This is a genomic window from Bacillus sp. Y3, assembly GCF_008123875.1.
GTDB classification, from domain to species: Bacteria; Bacillota; Bacilli; order Bacillales; family Bacillaceae; genus Bacillus; species Bacillus altitudinis.
In genome coordinates this window covers 317,664-338,851 of sequence record NZ_VSSC01000001.1, presented here as the reverse complement: position 1 = coordinate 338,851, position 21,188 = coordinate 317,664, and the positions used below count along the sequence as shown (strand labels likewise).

At 43.8% G+C, this 21,188-nt stretch carries 20 protein-coding genes; 18 read left to right on the top strand and 2 right to left on the bottom strand.

The genetic code is table 11. The annotated features are described in order from the left end of the window. Positions 1-7: 7 nt before the first annotated feature. Positions 8-1,567 (top strand): ribosomal protection-like ABC-F family protein, encoded by a 1,560-nt coding sequence (gene abc-f / locus FXF70_RS01775; protein ID WP_222863436.1) that lies wholly within the window; start codon positions 8-10, stop codon positions 1,565-1,567. Between the two features lie 16 nt (positions 1,568-1,583). Here the strand turns inward: abc-f and FXF70_RS01770 are convergent, their stop codons facing one another. Further along, a complete protein-coding gene (locus FXF70_RS01770) occupies positions 1,584-2,993 on the bottom strand; it encodes a polysaccharide deacetylase family protein (protein WP_017359186.1) in 1,410 nt (469 codons plus the stop codon). A 310-nt stretch (positions 2,994-3,303) separates the two neighbouring features. Between FXF70_RS01770 and FXF70_RS01765 the strand changes: the two genes are divergently transcribed. The 4 genes from FXF70_RS01765 (at position 3,304) to FXF70_RS01750 (ending at position 6,636) form a co-directional block, all read left to right on the top strand. Beyond that, positions 3,304-4,356 carry a FecCD family ABC transporter permease gene (locus tag FXF70_RS01765; RefSeq protein WP_038475387.1) on the top strand — a complete coding sequence of 351 codons (1,053 nt, stop codon included), beginning with the start codon at positions 3,304-3,306 and terminating at the stop codon, positions 4,354-4,356. Beyond that, positions 4,353-5,354: a FecCD family ABC transporter permease gene (locus tag FXF70_RS01760; RefSeq protein ID WP_008347766.1), complete on the top strand. Its 1,002-nt coding sequence runs from the start codon at positions 4,353-4,355 to the stop codon at positions 5,352-5,354. The genes FXF70_RS01765 and FXF70_RS01760 overlap by 4 nt, the downstream gene beginning before the upstream one ends. Before the next feature lie 16 nt (positions 5,355-5,370). Next, positions 5,371-6,267 (top strand): iron-hydroxamate ABC transporter substrate-binding protein, encoded by an 897-nt coding sequence (locus FXF70_RS01755; protein ID WP_007500130.1) that lies wholly within the window; start codon positions 5,371-5,373, stop codon positions 6,265-6,267. Positions 6,268-6,411: 144 nt separating this feature from the next. Beyond that, positions 6,412-6,636: a phage holin gene (locus FXF70_RS01750; protein ID WP_008347764.1), complete on the top strand. Its 225-nt coding sequence runs from the start codon at positions 6,412-6,414 to the stop codon at positions 6,634-6,636. Between the two features lie 88 nt (positions 6,637-6,724). Here FXF70_RS01750 and slrR read toward each other — a convergent pair whose 3' ends face one another. Further along, positions 6,725-7,195, bottom strand: coding sequence for an HTH-type transcriptional regulator SlrR (gene slrR / locus FXF70_RS01745; RefSeq protein WP_007500131.1), 471 nt, complete (start codon positions 7,193-7,195; stop codon positions 6,725-6,727). Positions 7,196-7,452: 257 nt separating this feature from the next. Between slrR and FXF70_RS01740 the strand changes: the two genes are divergently transcribed. The 13 genes from FXF70_RS01740 (at position 7,453) to FXF70_RS01680 (ending at position 21,153) form a co-directional block, all read left to right on the top strand. Beyond that, complete coding sequence (locus FXF70_RS01740; RefSeq protein WP_007500132.1) at positions 7,453-8,184, top strand: YveK family protein; 732 nt, start codon at positions 7,453-7,455, stop codon at positions 8,182-8,184. After that, positions 8,174-8,857: a CpsD/CapB family tyrosine-protein kinase gene (locus tag FXF70_RS01735; RefSeq protein ID WP_008347761.1), complete on the top strand. Its 684-nt coding sequence runs from the start codon at positions 8,174-8,176 to the stop codon at positions 8,855-8,857. The genes FXF70_RS01740 and FXF70_RS01735 overlap by 11 nt, the downstream gene beginning before the upstream one ends. A 165-nt stretch (positions 8,858-9,022) precedes the next feature. Beyond that, positions 9,023-10,897, top strand: coding sequence for a polysaccharide biosynthesis protein (locus FXF70_RS01730; protein ID WP_035701475.1), 1,875 nt, complete (start codon positions 9,023-9,025; stop codon positions 10,895-10,897). Continuing rightward, positions 10,863-12,002, top strand: a complete 1,140-nt coding sequence (locus tag FXF70_RS01725) for a glycosyltransferase family 4 protein (protein WP_148779737.1) — start codon at positions 10,863-10,865, stop codon at positions 12,000-12,002. The genes FXF70_RS01730 and FXF70_RS01725 overlap by 35 nt, the downstream gene beginning before the upstream one ends. A gap of 2 nt (positions 12,003-12,004) precedes the next feature. Further along, the gene (gene epsE / locus FXF70_RS01720; RefSeq protein WP_148779736.1) at positions 12,005-12,844 is read left to right on the top strand and encodes a glycosyltransferase EpsE; all 840 of its coding nucleotides are present in this window, start codon (positions 12,005-12,007) and stop codon (positions 12,842-12,844) included. Continuing rightward, the gene (locus tag FXF70_RS01715; protein ID WP_079920540.1) at positions 12,837-13,967 is read left to right on the top strand and encodes a glycosyltransferase family 1 protein; all 1,131 of its coding nucleotides are present in this window, start codon (positions 12,837-12,839) and stop codon (positions 13,965-13,967) included. Before epsE ends, FXF70_RS01715 begins: the two co-directional genes overlap by 8 nt. A gap of 14 nt (positions 13,968-13,981) precedes the next feature. After that, positions 13,982-15,085, top strand: coding sequence for an EpsG family protein (locus tag FXF70_RS01710; RefSeq protein WP_148779735.1), 1,104 nt, complete (start codon positions 13,982-13,984; stop codon positions 15,083-15,085). A 27-nt stretch (positions 15,086-15,112) separates the two neighbouring features. Next, positions 15,113-16,141, top strand: a complete 1,029-nt coding sequence (locus FXF70_RS01705) for a glycosyltransferase family 2 protein (RefSeq protein WP_148779734.1) — start codon at positions 15,113-15,115, stop codon at positions 16,139-16,141. Further along, positions 16,141-17,169 (top strand): polysaccharide pyruvyl transferase family protein, encoded by a 1,029-nt coding sequence (locus FXF70_RS01700; RefSeq protein WP_065461113.1) that lies wholly within the window; start codon positions 16,141-16,143, stop codon positions 17,167-17,169. Before FXF70_RS01705 ends, FXF70_RS01700 begins: the two co-directional genes overlap by 1 nt. A gap of 28 nt (positions 17,170-17,197) precedes the next feature. Next, positions 17,198-18,727, top strand: coding sequence for an MATE family efflux transporter (locus FXF70_RS01695; RefSeq protein WP_148779733.1), 1,530 nt, complete (start codon positions 17,198-17,200; stop codon positions 18,725-18,727). A gap of 20 nt (positions 18,728-18,747) precedes the next feature. Further along, positions 18,748-19,341, top strand: a complete 594-nt coding sequence (locus FXF70_RS01690) for a sugar transferase (protein WP_017359198.1) — start codon at positions 18,748-18,750, stop codon at positions 19,339-19,341. After that, positions 19,304-19,993, top strand: coding sequence for an acetyltransferase (locus FXF70_RS01685; RefSeq protein ID WP_148779732.1), 690 nt, complete (start codon positions 19,304-19,306; stop codon positions 19,991-19,993). The genes FXF70_RS01690 and FXF70_RS01685 overlap by 38 nt, the downstream gene beginning before the upstream one ends. After that, complete coding sequence (locus FXF70_RS01680; protein WP_148779731.1) at positions 19,990-21,153, top strand: DegT/DnrJ/EryC1/StrS family aminotransferase; 1,164 nt, start codon at positions 19,990-19,992, stop codon at positions 21,151-21,153. The genes FXF70_RS01685 and FXF70_RS01680 overlap by 4 nt, the downstream gene beginning before the upstream one ends. Positions 21,154-21,188: the final 35 nt, after the last annotated feature.

Sequence of the window (21,188 nt, the reverse complement as noted above, 5' to 3'; positions counted from 1 at the left end):
GGGTTGGATGTTACTGAGAGCCCACCAATTAAAAGTATTTCGAAAGGATCGCTTGTTATTTGATATAGAGGAGCTGGCCATTCATCAAGGGGACCGAATCGGTCTTGTAGGGACAAATGGCAGTGGGAAAACGACATTGCTCCATGTACTGGCGGGGAGGGAAAAACCAGACAGCGGCACATTTGCACACACTACAACTTGTACGCTGCTTCCTCAACTAAAGACAGGAGATGGCAGACAAAGTGGCGGGGAGATGACTCAAGCTTATATTGAGAGAGCTTTAAGCCGGCCTTCTGCCCTTTTATTAGCCGATGAACCCACGACTCACTTAGATACGGAGCATATTGAGTGGCTAGAAGAAAAGCTTCGTTATCATCAAGGTGCTCTGATTGTCGTCTCGCATGACCGTGCTTTTTTAGATGCGTTATGTACAGACATTTGGGAATTAGAAGATGGGAAGCTCAAACTATACAAAGGCAACTACAGCGATTTTGCCCGGCAAAAAGAACTCGAACATCGTCAGCAAGTGGAGGCGTACGAGGCGTATACCCAGAAGAAAAAACAGTTAGAACATGCACTGCAAAAGAAAATGAAAAAAGCCGACAAAGCGACAAAGCCATCTCCAAAGCTGAAATCCTCGGGGCCTAAAATTGCAAAGCCTTATTATGCAAACAAGCAAAAAAAGCTTCAAAAAACAGCCAAATCCATCGAAACAAGAATGGAGAAATTAGAAAAGGTGGAGAAGGTAAAGGAAGCCCAGTCTCTTCAAATGACGCAGCACACCATGAAGGAAGTGGCAAGCCGCACCATTTTTCGTGTCGAACATGTAGATGGCAAGGCAGGAGATAAAGTCCTTTGGAAAAAGGCGAATGTAGAAGTAAGAGGCGGAGACAAAGTCGCGATCATTGGGAAGAATGGGAGCGGTAAAACGACATTTCTCCGAATGCTTGTAAACGGTCATCCCGGGATTTTTCGTTCAGAAGCCGTGAAGATTGGTTATTTCAGCCAAGATCTTTCAGGACTGAATCTAGATGAATCGATCTTACAAAATGCACTGGAACAGGCGATTCAAGATGAGACTGTCGTTCGCACCGTTTTAGCGAGACTTGGGTTTCGGGGAGACGATGTGTATAAGCTGACGAACGTATTAAGCGGCGGGGAACGGGTGAAGACGATGCTTGCCAAGCTGCTCGTCAGTGATGCCAATGTTCTGATGCTTGATGAACCGACGAACTTTTTAGACCTTGCGGCAGTAGAAGCGCTTGAAGGACTTTTAAAAGATTACCCGGGCACAGTTGTGTTTGTCTCCCACGACAGAAGGCTCATTGAGCAGGTGGCTACTCGTATTCTTCATGTGCACGAGGGGACCATTGAACGCTTTGATGGCACCTATGAAGAATATAAACAAAAGGAAGAAAAGCCAGCTGCTACAAAGAAAGAAGAAGAGCTCCTGCTGATTGATATGCAGCTGTCTGAAGTGCTCAGTCGTTTAAGCATCGAGCCTTCTCGTGAGCTTGAAGAGATGTTTCAAGCATTGTTGAAAAGAAAGAAGTTGTTAGAGTCATAAAAAAAAGCCCCTGTGTTTACTGCACAGGGGTCTGTTCGTTTCGTTCTTTTTTCAATTGTTCAAGTTCGCTGACTGTGACAAGCTGGTAGCCTTGTTTGGTCAGTTCATGTATGATCTTCACTGCTGCTCGAGCAGAGCTGTCATAAATATCGTGCATGAGTACGGTTTTGCCATCTGCTGCATGTGAGAGAACATGGTTTGTGATCTGCTGGCTGTTGCGAATTTTCCAGTCTTCAGGATCGACATCCCACAATGAAACGTTCATGCCAACCGCTTGATTGATGTCGGGATTTGTTCCTCCATATGGCGGTCTAAAGTGCGTAGGAGTATAACCGCTGGCCTTTTCAATCAGTTTCTGCGTGTCTTTTACTTGTTTGACCGCTTCTTTTAGAGGGAGTCTCGTTAATAAAGGATGGTTATATGAATGGTTTCCGATCTCATTTCCGCCCTTTAAAATGTCGGCAAGCATTCCAGGATAATACTGAACCCTGCTTCCTAATACGAAAAAGGTGGCGTGTCCTTTATTTTCCTTCAGCGCTGCTAAAATGGTTGAAGTTGTGGCTGGGTTTGGACCGTCATCAAATGTGAGTGCGATGGCTTTTTTATTCGGATCAAGCTTTGGCTTTTGCGGCAGCTTGACGGCTTTTCTTTTTGGATTTGGTTCTTTGATTTCATTCTGATTTTTGGTCTTATTCATATATTCCGGCTTCAAGATATCTTTTAGTAGCGTCTTTTTGATCGCCAGCGTTTGCGGACCTAAGTCCTTTGCGGCTACTTGAGAAGCTGGGAAATAGAACTCTATATATTTCTCTTTTAAGGCGAATTGACTGAAGTTTTGATCAGTAGGGGCTGTTCCTTTTTGAAGGAGTGATAGATCCTTAGACAAGGTTTTATCTTTTTTAAGCTCCGTGTATGTAATATAGGATAATTTTTTCAAATAGTCCTTTTTTGGTTGAAATAAATCTTTTGTATCAAGAAAGTCTTTTTTCTGAAAATCGAAATTGATTGTGACGTGATGAGTGGTTCCATTTTGCTGACCTGTATATGTGTAGGTCGTAAAATAAATGGCCGCAGATTGTTTTGCATAGTGCACCATGTCATAGTCAATATTCAGTTCAAACCGTTTGTTTTCATCAATGTCCTTTGCTTCACTAAATGTCTTTTTGAAATGTTCTAATGCTGAATTCGCATAGCTTTGAATCTTGTCATCTAGCTTTTTTTGATGAAAAAGTGGATAGTTCACCGCATATCTCATAAACTTCCCGTCATTTACAAGAGTGACAATTTCAACATTTTTATAATTCGTATCCTGCTTCACATTTTTCTTCTCTGTACCGCTTGCTTGCTGATTTTGAAAGAATGCAACTGCTCCAATGACGATGGCAAGCGCAAATAGGATGATACTCCATTTTCCCTTTACTGACACAACTTTCAATTCTCCTCTCATGACGGGTCATTCTTTATCCTTTTGACATCTGTTTGTAATATTTTTATAACAATTGACTTACTTTTGTAATTTTAGGGGATTTTCATGCGGAATGTCAACTATTTTCCTATTAAAATACTGTAATAATTGATAGGTCTTTCAGAACGAGAAAAAGCAGAAGGAAAGAATTCTCTTATTTGCCGTCTACCAATACCTTCAATAATTAAAAAATTGAGCCGTACATTGATTTTTCAGAGGCTGACGGCTATAATTTTGATGATTATGATTCTCATTTTCAAACTGACTTTTAATGAAGAAAAGGATGACACCGATTTTGCCGGATAAGCGAACATCTCAACAAAAACGATCATCACCTATTTTGTTCTTTTTATTGTTTTTTCTCGCTGTCATTGGTTTATTGGCAGCTATGTTTTTGGCTGTTTCATACGGTGCAAAGTCATTGTCTTTGCAAACGGTCTGGACAGCTGTGTTTGACTATCAGTCTCATGTGACAGAGCAGCAGATCATTCATGAATTAAGGCTTCCTCGTGTGCTAGGAGCGGCGCTTGTTGGAGCGGCGTTTGCTGTGGCAGGTGCGCTCATGCAAGGCATTACAAGAAATCCGCTGGCAGATGCGGGGATATTAGGCATTAACGGCGGTGCGATGTTTGTAGTCGCTCTCTGTTTTGCTTTTTTTCCAGGAATGCCTTATTCGGCATTGATGTTATTTTCTTTTTTTGGTGCAGTTCTCAGTACACTGCTGATCTTTGCCATTGGGGCGGCTGGAGGCGTGCTGACCCCACTTCGGCTCACGGTAGCTGGAGCTGTTGTTGCCGCATTGCTGCATGCGCTAAGCTCGGGTATCGCCATTTACTTTGATCTCAGTCAGGATCTGGCTTTTTGGTATGCAGGGGGTGTGGCAGGTGTCAAATGGCCGCAGCTGATGATCCTTGCTCCAGTCATTCTCATTGTCATCGTTTGGGCGATGTTATTAGGACGATCCCTCTCGTTATTATCACTTGGTGAAGATGTAGCTGCGAATTTAGGGGTGAAAACTCGGCAAGTGCGAATACTAGGTATGGCAGCTGCGGTTCTGCTGGCAGGCGTTTCTGTATCGGCGGTTGGGTCTATTGGGTTTGTCGGGCTTGTCATTCCGCATATTGCACGAAAGCTTGTTGGGGTCAATTATCGTTTCGTCATTCCGATGTCAGCGATTTTAGGCGCAATGCTTCTCGTCTTCGCTGATCTTGCCAGCCGGACAGTAAATCCGCCAAGAGAGCTTGCCATTGGCGTCATGGTGGCACTTGTTGGTGTTCCTTTCTTCTTATATATTGCCAGAAAAGAAGGGAGGAACCTGTCATGAAAGAGAAACGGCGTGCTCTTGTCGTGACAGCCGTTTTGCTTTGTCTGAGTGCGGCTGTCGTGCTGTATAGTTTAAATACCGGCACGCTGAAACTCAGTCCTCTCGTTGTCGTCAAAACGTTATTTGGCTTTGGAGATTTCCAAAGTGAGACGGTGCTGTTTGATTATCGTCTCCCTCGAATCGTCGTGACGATACTAGCTGGAATAGGTCTAGGCATCGCAGGTGGCATTTTGCAGAGTTTATCCCGCAATCCACTGGCCGATCCTGGGATTATCGGTCTGAATGCAGGAGCCGCATTCGGCTTAATCATCTTTGTGACGTATTTTCACGTACTAGAAGGAAATCCATCTTTACTCATTCCGCTCTTTACGTTTGGTGGAGGCCTACTTGCGGCGTCAGTCATCGTTCTTCTTGCGTACGACAGGCATGAAGGGCTTGTACCTATCCGGCTGATCCTTGTTGGAATTGCCGTAGCTGCGGGGTTTAGTGCATTGACGTTATATTTGTCATTGAAACTGGATGAAGATACATACACCTTCGCTTCAAGGTGGCTTGTGGGAAATGTATGGGGAAGAGACTGGATTCATGTGCTTGCGCTCCTACCTTGGATCGTATGTCTTGTCCCGCTTACGCTCATGCAGTCCAGCACACTCAATGCGTTAACGTTAGGTGATGCCGTCGCCTCAAGTGTTGGCGTACGTGTACAGCGTAAACGTCTGTTGTTACTCACCTTAGCTGTAGGTCTAGCGAGTGCAAGTGTATCGATGACAGGCGGAATTGGTTTTATTGGCCTTGTTGCACCTCATTTGGCGAGGCGTCTTGTCGGCTCACTGCACCAATATTTTTTACCAGTAAGTGCCCTGCTTGGGCTGTTGATTCTGGTCAGTGCCGATACAATCGGACGTTCCATATTTGCCCCAAATGCCATCCCAGCAGGTGTGGTTGTGGCTTTTATCGGAGCACCTTATTTTCTCTATTTATTAACAAAAACAAAATAAGAAAGAGGAACTCATCATGAAAAAAGTACTTGTGTTTGGTTTAACGCTCTGTTTTTTGATTCTGGCCGCTTGTGGTCAACAGGAAACAAAGAAGACAACAAATCAAGATGAAAACGGAACACCTAAGATTGCATCCTTGTCGATTCATTTAACAAATGATTTATTAGCACTCGGGATAAAACCTGCTGGCTCTGTTGTAGGGGGAGACTTAAAAGATTTCCTTCCACATGCGAAAAAGCAGCTTAGCCAAACGAAGAAGCTGGGCATCGCAGCAGATCCTGATATGGAGTCATTGCTTGCTTTAAAACCAGATGTCATTTACGTTGATGAAGAACTAGCTGGACAAGACTTATCAAAATACAAAAAAATTGCCAAAACCGAAGTGTTCAATTTAAATGATGGCACATGGCGTGATCATTTGAAAAAAATCGGCAAGCTCGTCAATAAAGAAAAAGAAGCCGATCAATATATTAAGGACTACAATCAAGAAGCAAAAGAAGTCAAATCACTCATCCAGAAAAAGATTGGGAATGGAAAAGTGATGGCAATTCGTGTAACAGCAAAAGAGCTTCGAGTATTTAGTATGAAACGTCCGATGGGGCCAATTTTATACGATGATTTAGGACTGACACCTGTAGATGGTGTGAAAAAGCTGGACAGCAAACGTCCATTTGAAGTCATTTCTCAAGAAGTGCTTCCTGACTTTGATGCAGATGCTATTTTTGTTGTCGTGAACCGTGATGATAAGGCGCAGCAGGCATTCAAACAGTTAGAGCAGACACCGATTTGGAAAGGCCTAAAAGCCGTAAAGAAAAACCAAGTGTATCCGATTGCCGATCAGCCATGGCTTGATTATTCAGCTCTAGGCAACAAAATGGCAATGGATGAAGCAAAAAAGATGTTCTCTAAATAAACAGCACATAAATCAAGGCATCATTCCGCATCTAGGAATGATGTCTCTTTTTTTGATTCATTCTTCTATTCATGCGCTTTTTGCATACATATGAGAGGGAACGAGCAGTATCGCCCGTATGAAAGGATAAGGGGAGGGGTTACATTGAAGGTTCAAAAAATTAGTGCAGGCACTATAGCGAGGCTTGTGCTGCTTTTATTGGCACTTGTGAACAGCGCTCTCACCGCTGCAGGGAAAAGCCCAATTCCAATTGATGAAGAAGGCGTGCAGCAATTCATTACATTAGCCTTTCTTGGCATCACATCACTATGGGCCTATTGGAAGAACAATGATATTACGAAAAAAGCACGAACGAAAAAAGAAGAATAATAGAAAACAGAGCCTTTTCATGCAAAAAGGCTCTATTTCATCGAAGCGACAAGCGCCTCTCCCCGCAAATTGGTTTGATCTCAGTGGCTTACGCCCGGTGTTCTCCCATATTGGTAAGAAACGCTTTCACTTCCTCGATGGTTAAGCCAATGGCCTTTGCTTCACTCATGAGACGCTTCCATTCTGACATATTTGAGTCGGTCAACTTTCTATGATGGACATGCAATGTCTTTCCTTCCTGCTCCTTTCTGTAGGTTTGGAGCAGCTGATACAGTTCTTCTTTAGGCATGCCGGATTGGACGGCATGAACGATATGATCCCGCCACTCCTGTTCACCGCCCTCAGCGTAATGAAACATCATCGTTTCTGCATCAAACAGCTCTTGTAAATCAATGTCTAGTGATGAGGATACCTTTTTTAAAAACTGGACAGATGGATTACGATGGACACCACGCTCAATTTTACTCAAATATGATTTAGAGACATGGGCATCTTCAGCCAACTGCTGGATTGAGTATCCTTTCCTCTTTCGGTAAATGCGTATCACCTTTCCAATCATTCGATATATGATCTCCCTTCTCCCCGGCGAATCGTTCTGCGACCTTTTCGTTCATTATAAGAAATAAATTGTTCTTTATAAAATTCAAAAACGTAAGAAACAGGAAGTAAACAAAAGAAAACGAACGATTTCGTTCTTTAAAAAGAACTATAAGACCTATTATGACATTTTTCTTTGCGGGTATTATCTTTTATAATCCAATCATTAACAAAAAGAAACCATATATAACCTTTTTATGATGAAATCGGGAGGTATCTATGAATGAGAATATAGGTTTTAAGCAGCTGTTTTCTGTCATAAAAGAGAAAATGGCCCTTCTGATCCTGATTGTCCTGATCGTAACGGGCATTTCAGCCTACTATCAGTTCTATGTCTCGACTCCTGTATATCAGGCAACCACTCAAATTCTTGTTCATAAACGAAGCAGTGATGCACAAGCAAATTTAAACGATATTCAGATGAACCTTCAATATACACGTACCTTTCAAGTCCTATTAAAAAGTCCAATCGTCATTGAAAAAGTAAAAGAAACACTCAATCTTACAGAATCGGCTGAAGGATTAAAACACAAAATTGCCACAAGTACAGAAAATGAGTCAGAGGTCATAAATATTTCTGTACAAGATGAGGACCGAGCGAAGGCAGTAGCCATTGCGAATACAGCCACAGAGGTGTTGCAAGAAGAAATCAAAAAAACCATGAATATGGATCGCATTAATGTTTTGTCTGAAGCCAAGCTGTCCAACACGATACTAATGAACTCACGTAAATTCGTTCACATCGTTCTGGCACTAGGCGCCTCTGTATTAGGGGGAATGACACTCATTTTCTTAATGAATTTACTCGATGATACGGTAAAACGAACACATCAAATAAGAGAAGAGATCGGATTGCCGTCGCTCGGCAGTGTCTATCAGATGCATGCAGACAGGAGGGCAAAAAAAGACAAGCAGTCCGTCATAACGGGAGGACAGAACATTGATTTTTAAGAGGAAAAAACGAGAAAAAAGAGATTTATCCTGCATTTCTGTATTAAATCCTCACTCTGTCATTGCGGAACAATTCCGAACGATCCGAACGAACATCGAATTCACGTCGATTCAAACGAGGCTGAAGTCGATATTGGTCACATCCTCCTTGCCGAAGGAAGGAAAATCATTTACGGCTGCAAACTTGGCAGCTGTTTTTGCACAGCAGAAAAAACGGGTTTTGCTCATGGATGCTGATTTACGTAAACCAGCTATTCATGAATATTTTGATCTGAGTCCGCACACCGGATTGACCAATGTGCTATTAAATAATTGCAGTTTGGAGGAAGCCATTTTGCCTACTCCGATTGAGCATTTAGAGCTGCTTCCGAGTGGGACCATTCCGCCAAATCCCGCTGAGCTGCTTTCCTCCTCTGTGATGAAGCAGCTATTTTACGAGATTGAGCAGCAGTATGACATGGTGATTGTGGATTCCACACCGCTTCTGCCTGTAGCCGATGCAAAAATATTAGCAAACCGGACGGATGGAAGCATTCTTGTGGTTTTAAGCGGTAAAACGAAGATTGCCGCTGTGAAGAAATCAAAAGAAGTATTAGAGGGTACGACAGGGAAACTGCTTGGGGCGATGCTAAATGGCAAGAAAGTGAAAAAGGGAAGGCACTATATGTATTAAAGAGATTGATAGGTGATGTCTCCTAATCTTTAACAACGGAGGCACTCGATCCTGCTGTGGGCATGACATATGCCTTAGATGCTCGTCATCGGTAGTGGGATGTGAGGACGGGTTTGATGCCCATTTTATGTAAGAATAGTGATGCTTTAAAAAGGGGGAGGAGCGTTGACTTACGCCCAAAGATTATCAATCATCGTGGCACTAGATTCATATCTCATTTTAGTTGCCGTCTTTTTTGGCTTTCAATTTGTTCAAGAGGCAGCGTTAACCGTATATACATTTGAAATGCTCGTCATTTCTTCGCTCAGTCTACTGATCGGGCACCATTTGTTTTCGTATGTTTTTCACGTGTACAAGCAAGTATGGGCCTATACAGGGGTTAGAGAGCTATTTTCTTTAATGAAGACCTTTGCGTGTTCATTTTTATTTTCCATGACGATGCTGTACATTTTTGTGCAGACATGGCCATTTCGCTTTTTATTTATTGTCTGGCTTTTCCATGTGTTATTCATCGGTGCATCTCGTATGGCATCCAGGCTGTTTCATGATGGTGCGAAGCGGTTTCAAGTTGAAAAGGAGCGGGCACTAATCATTGGCGCTGGATCAGCCGGAACCATTATCGTTCGTCAGCTTCAGCAGTCGAGTGATGTACATATTGAGCCGGTCGCTTTCATTGATGATGACAAAACAAAGCATAAGCTTGAAATTATGGGGCTGCCTGTTCTTGGGGGAAAAGAACATATTCAAACGGCTGTTGCGATGATGGATATTCAAAAAATCATTATCGCCATTCCATCCAAAAGCAGTCACACATTAAAAGGACTGTATAAGGAATGTGTAGCGACTGGAATCAAAACACAGATTATGCCGGAAATGGAACAGATTTTAAAAGGAACCCATGCGCTGAATCAATTGCGGGATGTACAGCCAGAGGATTTGCTTGGAAGAGAGCCGATTCAATTAGATACAAGCCGTCTATCCGTTCACCTAAAAGGAAAAACGATTATGGTGACAGGAGCTGGCGGGTCTATCGGATCAGAAATCTGTCGTCAAATTTGTGTATTTGCCCCTCGGGCGATTGTGCTTGTGGGACATGGAGAATTTAGCATTCATTCTATTTTACTAGAGCTGAAAGAATTGTATGGAGATAGCATTAGCCTATATCCACAAATTGCGGATATTCAAGATAAACAAAAAATGAGTGAAATCGTTGGTCGTTTTCAGCCGGATATGATTTATCATGCCGCCGCGCATAAACATGTCCCGCTCATGGAAATTAGCCCGAAAGAAGCGGTGAAAAACAATATTATCGGGACAAAAAATGTGGCAGAAGCTGCACATGAGCACGGAGTTGAAACATTTGTCCTCATCTCATCTGACAAAGCGGTCAACCCTGCCAATGTGATGGGAGCGACAAAGCGGTTTGCTGAAATGGTGATTATGCAAATGGGGGCAAGCAGTGAAACGAAATTTGTCGCCGTCCGGTTTGGGAATGTACTCGGAAGCCGGGGCAGTGTCATTCCAATCTTTAAAAAACAAATTGAAAAAGGTGGACCAGTGACTGTTACGCACCCAGCCATGACAAGATATTTTATGACGATACCAGAAGCATCAAGGCTTGTTATTCAAGCTGGTGCACTAGCAGAAGGAAGGCAGATTTTTGTTTTAGATATGGGGGAGCCAGTCAAAATTGTCGACCTCGCAGAAAACCTCATTCACCTCTCAGGCTACACCACAGACCAGATTCCCATCACATTTACGGGGATTCGTCCCGGAGAGAAAATGTACGAGGAGCTACTCAACCAGCATGAAAAAGCACAGGAGCAAATTTTTCCGAAAATCCATATCGGGCATGCCTTGGATGGAGATCCGTATGTGCTGAACCGCTTTATTCACGAATTTAACATGATGAATGACGATCAATTAAGACAGGCCTTGTTTGCCGCCATTGAGTCGCATGATGTATTGCCTGAACCGATGCAACGAGAGGAGGAGCCACTTGCCAATGAAGAAAAAAGTCTTGTTTTGCGCAACGGTTGATTATCATTTTAAGGCGTTCCATCTCCCGTATTTCAGGTGGTTTCAGGAACAAGGATGGGAAGTGCATACAGCGGCAAATGGCCAGCTGGAACTGCCATATGTGGATCAAGCGCATTCCATTCCGATTCAGCGTTCCCCTTTTCATTTGCACAACCGGCTTGCTTATGTGGAGCTGAAAAAGCTGTTAGAAAAAGAGCATTATCAGTTCATCCATTGTCACACACCGATGGGGAGTGTCATTGGCAGGCTAGCGGCGAAAACAACACGCAAAAAAGGGACGAAAGTTCTTTACACAGCGCATGGCTTTCACTTTTGGAAGGGGGCACCGCTTCAAAATTGGCTGCTTTATTATCCAGTTGAGAGATGGCTCGTTCAATATACAGATGCACTCATCACCATTAATGGAGAAGACTATGAAAGAGCCGATCGTCTGTCAAAAGAGAAGGCGGCTGTGCATTATGTTCCCGGTATGGGTGTCGATATGAAGCGATTTGCACCAGTTGATGGCAAAGAAAAAGACCGCCTTCGTAAAACATATGGTTTTACCACGCAAGATTTTATCGTGCTGTGTGCTGGTGAATTAAATGACAATAAAAATCAAGGAATGCTTATCAAAGCTTGCGCGCAGGTGTATCGGAATATACCACATGTGAAAATTGTATTTGCTGGAGAAGGGACGAGTCGGTCGTCCTATGAAAAGCTGGTCTGTCAGCTGAATCTTGAGGAACATGTACAGTTTGTGGGATTTTGCAAACACATCGAAGATTGGATGCATATGAGCGATGTATGTGTATCAACCAGCTTGAGAGAAGGACTTGGGATGAATCTTCTTGAAGCGATGTCTGCTGAAAAGCCGGTGATTGCAACAGAAAATAGAGGGCATTGTGAGCTCGTCAAACATGGAGTGAACGGCTTTTTAGTCAAATCGCATGATGTGAATGGTTTAGCCGTTTATTTACAGCAGCTCTATCATAAAAAGGACCAGCTTCACCTAATGGGGAAAGCGGGACGTTCTATGGCTCACGCATTTGCACAGGAGCAGACGGTAAGTGCAATGGAGGAAATTTACACAACGTATATGGATCAAAAAGAGAAGGTGATGTGAGCATGCGTCAGCCGAAAGTATCAATTATCATGGGTGTTTACAACTGCCAAGAGACAGTAGAAGAAAGCATTGAATCGATTCTTCACCAAACCTATGAAAACTGGGAGCTCATCATATGTGATGATGCATCAACAGATGGCACCTATGAAAAAGTGCTGCACTATACCATGCGTGATCCCGATAGAATTCGCCTCATTCAAAACGAACATAATCAAAGACTTGCCGCCAGTTTAAATCGTTGTCTCACTGAAGCGAATGGAGAACTGATTGCAAGACAGGATGGCGACGATATATCAGTGTCTACACGATTAGAAAAACAGGTTCATTTCCTCGAAGCACATCCAGAATATGATGTGGTTGGTACGGCGATGACGGTGTTTGATGAGTCAGGGACGAAGGGCGTTCGAGCACTTGTCTCAGAGCCTGATCGAAGGGTGCTAGCAAGAGGAACGCCTTTTTGTCATGGGACGATTATGATGAGAGCGTCTGCCTACAAGGCTTTAAATGGCTATCGTTCTGTCAAAACAACCAGACGGATGGAAGATATCGATCTTTGGATTCGTTTTTTTGCTGCGGGGAGAAAGGGCATTAATCTGCAAGAGCCCTTATACCTTGTAAGGGAGGATGAAGCGGCCTTTCAGCGCCGGAAATTCCGATACTCAATGGACAATGCCTGGCTTGTGTTAAAAGCATGCAAGCAATTAAAATTGTCGCCGTTTGATTATCTCTTTGCGCTTAAGCCGGTCATCCGTGCCTGTATGTCACCAAAGATCATGAGGTTTTATCATCAGCGGAAACTTGGAGGATCTATGGTGAAAAGGAGGACGATTCGGGATGAGTGAGCCAAAGCGTGTACTTCATGTTGTGGGCGGAATGAACAGAGGCGGTGCAGAAACGATGATCATGAACATCTATCGTGCAATCGACCGAAATGTTCTTCAATTTGATTTCATTACCCACCGAGAGGATGTCTGTGATTACGATGAGGAAATTCGTCAGCTTGGCGGGCGGATTTTTTATGTCCCAAGTATTGGAGCGTCCTCTCCATGGACGTTTGTCAAAACGTTGACGAAGACGATTAAGCAAACGGGACCTTATCAGGCGGTGCATGCACATACAGATTTTCAAACGGGCTTTTCTGCCCTTGCTGCGAAACTGGCAGGTGTGAAGATACGCATTTGCCATTCACATAATACGGCTTGGAAACAGTCTCCTAGCCGGGTGGATCATTTGATGCTCAAAGGATTTCGTCAGCTGATCTTTGCCTTTTCTACGAAGCTTGTTGCATGCGGTGAAGATGCCGGTGTCTTTTTATTTGGACAAAAAAGAATGCACGATGGACGAGTGGACATTTTGCCAAATGGGATTGATTTGAATCTTTTTTTTCAGTTGGAGCCAGAAGCGAAGGTGAAGATGAAAAAAGACCTCCATCTTCACGAGAGAAAACTGATCATTGGACATATTGGCCGATTTCATGAGCAGAAAAACCATGTTTTTTTCATCGAATTAGCGCAGACACTGAAAAAACAAGGGGTCTCCTTTCAGCTAGTTCTCATAGGAGATGGGCCGCTCCGGCCAGTGGTTGAATCGTATGCAGTGAAAGCCGGATTAATGGAAGACATTGTGTTTACGGGCGTTGTCTCAGAGGTTCCGCAGTATATGAAAGCATTTGATGTGTTTGTGATGCCGTCTTTGTTTGAAGGTCTTCCGCTCGTATTAGTGGAAGCGCAGGCATCTGGACTCCCATGTGTGATTTCAGATCATATCACAAAGGAAGTCGATTTAGGTTGTGGGCTTGTGAAACGGAAATCCTTGCAAGATTCAGCACATGAGTGGATGAAAGCCATACTAGAAGCCTACCATGCAGACCCTCCTCTTCAGGAGACGATTATTTCTCAGCTTGGCCTTAGAGGATTTGATGTGAAACAGAACATCACCCGAGTGATGAATGTGTATGGATTGTAAGGAAGGATTGGCAGATGGCGGTTTATTTGGTGAACATGATCATGGTCTATTTATGGTCGAGCTTTGCTGCATTTTATGGCAGGCGTGATGATACCATACAAAGCGGCTGGCGGCCGAACAAGCTTCTGGTGTTTTTTCCATTTTTATTTCTTTGTATTGTGGCGGGCATACGTTACAAAGTAGGAACTGATTTCGTAACCTATGGACAAATGTATGAGTTCTCCGTCAACTATGACAAGCCTTGGCATATTTTCGGATTCGGTGTAGACAAGGCCGCCACTGATCCGGGCTTTACATTGATCTTATGGATGCTCAATCAACTGTCACATGAGCCGCAAATCATGTATATCACAGTTGGGATCATCACCTATTTTTTTATTATCAAAACACTTGTGCGATATGGACGGCCATTTGAGCTTAGTATGCTGCTATTTCTCGGCACATTTCATTATTACGCTTCGTTTAATGGCATGCGGCAGTATATGGTGGCAGCGATTCTTTTTTATGCCATCCATTTTGTCATCAAAGGTCAGTGGAAATGGTATTTTCCGCTCGTACTTGTATGCGCGCTATTTCATTCCTCGGCACTCATTATGATTCCAGTCTATTTCATCGTCAGAACAAAGGCATGGTCTTGGATGATGCTTGTGTTATGTATGATTTTTCTAGGCTTAACCGCTCTGTATGACCGCTTTGTCTCCGTGTTTGTGGTGATGCTGCAAGGGAGTTCTTATGGTCATTACGAGGAGTGGCTGACAACGAATACGAATGGAATGAATGTGACGAAAATTGGTGTCTTGATTTTGCCGTTATTGCTTGCGTTCTTTTGTCGAAAACGACTTCGTGAGCTGACGCCAGAGAGTGATTATATTGTGAATTTTTGCTTGCTTGGATTTTTGTTTGGCATCCTTGCGACGAAGGATGTCATTTATGCAAGATTTCATATTTACTTTGGTCTGTATCAGCTCATTTTACTGCCTTATTTCACACGGATTTTTGATCAGCGAACCAATTTTTTTATGTATATCGGAATTGGGGTTTGCTATATTTTGTACAGCATCATGCTGATGCCGTTTGATTCTTCTGTTTTACCGTACCGAACGATTTTTACAAAGTAGATTTGAAGAAAGGTGGGGCTTGCTGTCATGCCAGCTATCAGTCTATTGGTCGCAGTCTATAACACTAGTCAATATGTGGAGCAGTGTCTTCAATCGATTGCAGACCAAAGCTTTTCAGATATAGAGGTCATCCTCATTAACGATGGATCTACCGATCACAGTGGAGACATCCTTGAAGCGTTTGCTGCGCGTGATGAGCGATTTCGGGTGATTCACCAAACCAATCAAGGGCTGGGAGCGGTGAGGAACAGGGGCATAGAAGAAGCAACAGGAACGTATCTTGCCTTTGTTGATTCAGACGATGTTCTCGCTCCTCAATACTGTGAGGCTTTATATCAAGAAGCCGAAAACACTGGTGCCGATCTTGTTGTTAGTGAATATTGGATTCAGTTTGAACAGTCAAAACGGATCATACCGACGACGCTGTTAGCTCAGCAGAAAGCCGATAAGACAAGTTTAATAGAATCGTTATTACATGGTGAGATCACGGGATTTTCATGGAATAAGCTGTATCGGCGGGCATTTATCGAAAAGCATCATATCCGTTTTCCGTTGAGAGGTGAGCTTGAGAATATTGAAGATCAATATGTCACGCTGCGCTGTTTTTCTTTATCACGTGTCATTGCCTTTGTTCATGAGCCGCTTTATTATTACCGGGTTCATTTGTCATCCATTGTCCAGCGATATCAAAAGCAGTATTTTCAGCATGGACTGGCGTTTTATGACGCGCAGCGTTTGTTTTTAAAAGAGCATGATGAGCTGACACCATATGAGAAGGCTTTATATTTTTTTATCGTGAATCATACGCTGCATTGTATGCTCAATGAATGGAAGAGCCAAAATTCCCTTTCCTTTCAAAAAAAGCTTGGTCATATGCGTGAAATGGTGACACATGAAGCTTTTCAGAAGGCTGTGAAACAAGTGGAACCATCGAAACTGACTGTGCGCAAGCGAATGATCTTATTCCTTGCTAGGCTGCAGTGGGTGTATCCGCTCTCTGCCGCAGCGTCAAGCTATCAAAAATGGATTGAATATCAAACGAGAAAATCGGGGTGATGAGTGTGACATTGCAGCAATTAAAAGCACATGCCGCAGAGTGGCTGCTCTTAAAGGTCAAGTATCCGCTTCAATATAGGTTGAGCCGCCAAAGACTGCCAGAGCTGCGTCATCAGAAGAAAATCATTCTCACGCTGCTGCCGGCACATGACAACTTAGGTGATCACGCGATTGCCTATGCCAGCTGCTGTTTTTTACAAAAGCACTTTCCAGACTATCAAATCATAGAAGTAGACATGCAGGAGATGTATCGTCTAGCACGTCCGCTGAAGCACGCGCGGCACCCAGAGGACATTGTCTGTATCATCGGCGGGGGCAACATGGGCGATTTATATCGATATGAAGAATGGACAAGACAATTTATCATGAATGCCTTTAAGTCCTATCCCGTCATTCAGCTGCCCGCTACTGCTCATTTTACAGAAACAAAGAGAGGGAAAAGAGAAGAACGCCGCGCTATTCAAGCATATCAGCAACACCCGAGGCTTCTCTTGATGGCAAGAGATCAAACCACCTATCAATGGATGAAGCAGCATTTTCCTAATAAAGAGGTGTGGAAACAGCCTGATATGGTCCTGACATTAGACGAAACATCAAAGAGTCAAACCCGTAAAGGAGTGCTGCTTTGTCTGCGTGAGGATAAGGAGGCATATCTCACGAAAGAGAAACGAGAACAACTGCAGGAGCATATCAAAGAAACGTATGATCAAGTTGGGTTTATCACAACAACCATTGGGAAGCGAGTGAATCGAACGACTCGTTTAGAGGAATTATCCACGTTATGGACGCAGTTGAGACAGGCACAAGTCGTCGTGACAGATCGACTGCATGGCATGATCTTTTGTGCGATCACACATACACCGTGTGTTGTCATCAGGTCGTTTGATCATAAAGTCATGGAAGGATATGAATGGGTAGCGCACTTGCCGTTTATGACCCTTTTGAAGGAACCAACGGAGGAAGCGGTGAAAAAGGCCATTCATCAGCATATGAAAACAAGCGGACAAAAGGGAGAGGAAGTTGGATGAAGGCCCTTAAACACTGCGTGAAATCACCATGAACCGTGCGTTTCTTTACAATGTCAGTGCAAATATGATGACGTTTATCTTGATGATGCTGATGTCTGTTTGTTTAACGCCTTACATTGTTCATACACTTGGAGTGGAAGCGTTTGGTCTGATTCATCTGACGCAAAATATGATCAATTATTTATCGGTCATTACGGCTTCATTAAGTGCTGTGGTGGTGCGTTTTTTTTCTGTTGCGGCTCATAAAGGAGAGATGGAACAAGCGCAGCGCTATCTCGCTTCCTATTTTGTCAGTTCTCTTTTTTTATCCATCTGTCTTTTTTTACTTTGTCTATTCATGTCTCAGCAGCTGGTTGATTGGCTCCATGTGCCTGCTCATCTTGCAAAAGATACACAGATCGCCTTTGTGTTAGGGGGTCTTTTATTTATGCTCAATTTCGTCATGTCTGGTATTGGGGCGGCACCGTTTTATGCGAACAAATTATATGTATCGAGTGTTGGACAGGCCATTCAGATGTTTGGCAGGGCGCTTGTGATTGTGCTGTTATTTACTGTGACGACACCAGCCATTTGGCATATTCCACTTGCAGCCATTATGGGGAGTCTCGCCGCTTTGGGAATGGGTCTCTATTATTTTAAGAAACTCATTCCTTGGTTTTCGTTTAAGTGGCGGTACGTTTCTTTATCTTCAAGTCTCACGCTGGTTCGATCAGGGGTGTGGCATTCATTTGAGCAAATGGGCATTTTGTTGTTTTTACAAATCGATTTATTGATGACCAACTTACTGATTGGGGCAGAAGCGACTGGACAGTATGCCGCCATTTTACAATTTCCATTATTATTGCGCACCCTTGCAGGGACACTTGCGATTGTGTTTGCGCCAACGATCACAAAATTATATTCAAACCAAGACGAGCAGGGGCTCATTCAATACGCCGCCAATGCCATGAAATGGAGTGGTTTATTTGTAGCATTCCCCGCGGCTCTGTTAGGAGGTCTTGCCGGTCCGCTCATGCTGTTATGGCTTGGACCAGCCTTTGAGGAACTGAAATGGCTGCTGATGATTCATGCGGCTTATTTGTGTTTCACGTTGATGTTTTTACCGCTGACCTATGTACCGACTGCCTTTAACCGATTTAAAGTGCCGGCGGTTGTGACACTCATATTAGGCGGTTCCAATGTCCTCTTAGCCTATGGACTGACTCACCTACTTCAGCTTGGGTTATATGGCATTGCATCAGCAGGAGCCGTTGTTTTATTGATGAAAAATATCGTCTTTCTCCCATTGTATACAGCCAAGATCACGAAACAGAAAAGTACCATCTTTTATAAACATACAGTCGTTCCGCTGTTTGGGGCTCTGTTCATATGGGGGATCTGTGCCGGCATTCAGGCTGTGTATGATGTGACGAGATGGTGGGAGCTATTTTGTATTGGCGGAATATGTTTCGTTCTCTACTTAGGCTATTTGTATCAATTTGCAGGAACAAAACAAGAGCGGATACAGCTCATGCGTAAGGTGAAACAAGCTGCTATTGAACGAGCTGTCTCCCGCTAGTGTGGAAAGGAGAAGCAATGATGAAAAGAATAATAGATGTGGTCGTGGCACTGACACTGCTCATCGCAGGGAGTCCTCTTTTCCTTCTCATCTATGGACTCATTCGGTGGAAAATCGGAGCTCCTGTGGTGTTTCGACAAGAACGGCCTGGTCTGTACGGACAGCCGTTTATGCTTTATAAATTTCGGACGATGACCGAGGAACGCGATGAACATGGCGTACTGCTTCCAGACCATCTTCGATTAACAAAAACCGGCGCCTTTATTCGTAAGCTCAGTCTTGATGAATTGCCGCAGCTTGTCAATGTACTCAAAGGGGAAATCAGTCTCGTTGGACCAAGACCGCTTTTAATGGAGTATTTACAAATGTACACAGAGGAGCAAGCGAAGCGTCATCTTGTAAAGCCTGGTATCACTGGATGGGCCCAGGTGAATGGGAGAAATACTCTCTCTTGGGAGGAGAAATTCACCTATGACCTCTGGTATGTAGAGCACCAATCGTTTTGGCTCGATATGAAAATCTTATGGATGACCTTGCTGAAAGTCATCAAAACAGAAGGGGTGCAGCAGCCAAATCATGCAACAGCTGAAAAATTCAAAGGAACTGATACGTAAAGAGCAGCCCATTGGCTTAATAGGGGCTGGCGGACACAGCAAGGTCATTCAGGAGTTGATTTTTTTGCATCCTGATTACTCATTGTGTGCGGTATTAGACGATCGATTTGAGGAAGCTGACACTCAAACCGGCATTCTGTATGGTCCGATTTCTATGAGTCAAAAGGTAAGAGATGAAATACCTGATATGCAATGGCTGATTGCCATTGGGCAAAACGAAATCAGACAGAGCATCAAAGAACGTCTCGAATTTGAAGAGAGGGCATTTGCCACACTGATTCATCCAGAGGCAGTTGTGAGCTCGTCAACGAAGGTTGGCCGGGGAACGGTTGTGATGGCAAGGGCTGTTGTGCAAGCAGATGCAGTGATCGGTGAGCATGCCATTATCAACACCGGTTCTATCGTGGAGCATGACTGCTTTCTCGAATCCTTTACGCACCTATCCCCGGGAGCTGTGCTCACCGGCTGTGTCTCTGTGCGAGAGGGTGCTCATATTGGAGCTGGGGCTGCTGTCATACCTGGCAGAACCATTGGAAGCTGGGCAGTGATCGGCGCAGGAGCGGCAGTGACCCGAGATATACATGATCAGAAAGTCGCCGTAGGCGTTCCTGCAATTGAGATCAAAGATCGAAGAGAAGGTGGGAAATCATGAGAGACAGGAAACGAATCTACTTATCTCCTCCTCATATGAGTGGAAAAGAACAGAAGAAAATAGAGGAGGCATTTAAAAGCAATTGGATTGCACCATTAGGACCGCTTGTAAATGAATTTGAGCAAGTGGTCGCGGATTATGCAGGCGTGAAGGGTGGAGCGGCATTGTCTTCAGGAACAGCAGCCATTCACCTTGCCTTAAAACTCATTGGCGTTCAAAAGGGAGATATGGTCTTTTGTTCCACTCTTACATTTGTTGCCAGTGCAAATCCTATTTTATATGAACAAGCGACGCCTGTTTTTATTGATTCAGAAAAAGAGACATGGAATATGTGTCCACTGGCGTTAGAGAAAGCCTTTGCTGAAACAAAACGACTTGGGAAAAGACCCCGTGCGGTTATTGTCGTTCATTTATACGGACAAAGTGCGAAAATGGATGAAATCATAGCGGTGTGTGAGGCATATGATGTGCCAATCATTGAAGATGCGGCTGAATCGTTAGGCAGTATATATAAAGGAAGAAAAAGCGGTTCAATGGGCAGGTTCGGTGTGTACTCTTTTAACGGAAATAAAATCATTACAACATCAGGAGGCGGAATGCTTGTCAGTGATGATGAAGCAGCCATCGACCGCTGCCGATTTCTCGCGTCACAGGCAAGAGAACATGCCCTACACTATGAACATCAAGAGGAGGGATATAACTATCGGATGAGCAACCTGCTCGCAGGTGTAGGAATTGCACAAATGGAAGTGTTAGAGGAGCGTGTTCAGCAAAAACGCCGCATTTTCGAGCGTTATCAAAATGCTTTAGCCGATATTGAGGGTCTTCAATTTATGCCAGAATATCAAGAAACCACATCGAACCGCTGGCTGACCACATTCACCATGGATCATCATGCACAGATGTCTCCAGTAGAGATGATAGATGCTTTAGAACAAAAGCAGATTGAAGCAAGGCGTGTATGGAAGCCACTGCACCAGCAGCCGCTCTTTCATGGTTATCCTTTTTATACAACAGCCGATGAAGTCCCTGCATCTGAGTTGTTATTTGAGACAGGTCTTTGCCTGCCATCTGGTACAAGCATGACAGACGCGGAACAGGAGCTTGTCATTGATACACTGTACAACGCCCTGCAAAAGAAAGCATTACCCTCCTCATAGGCTGCTCGTTCATCAGCAGCCTGCCTCTCTTTTTA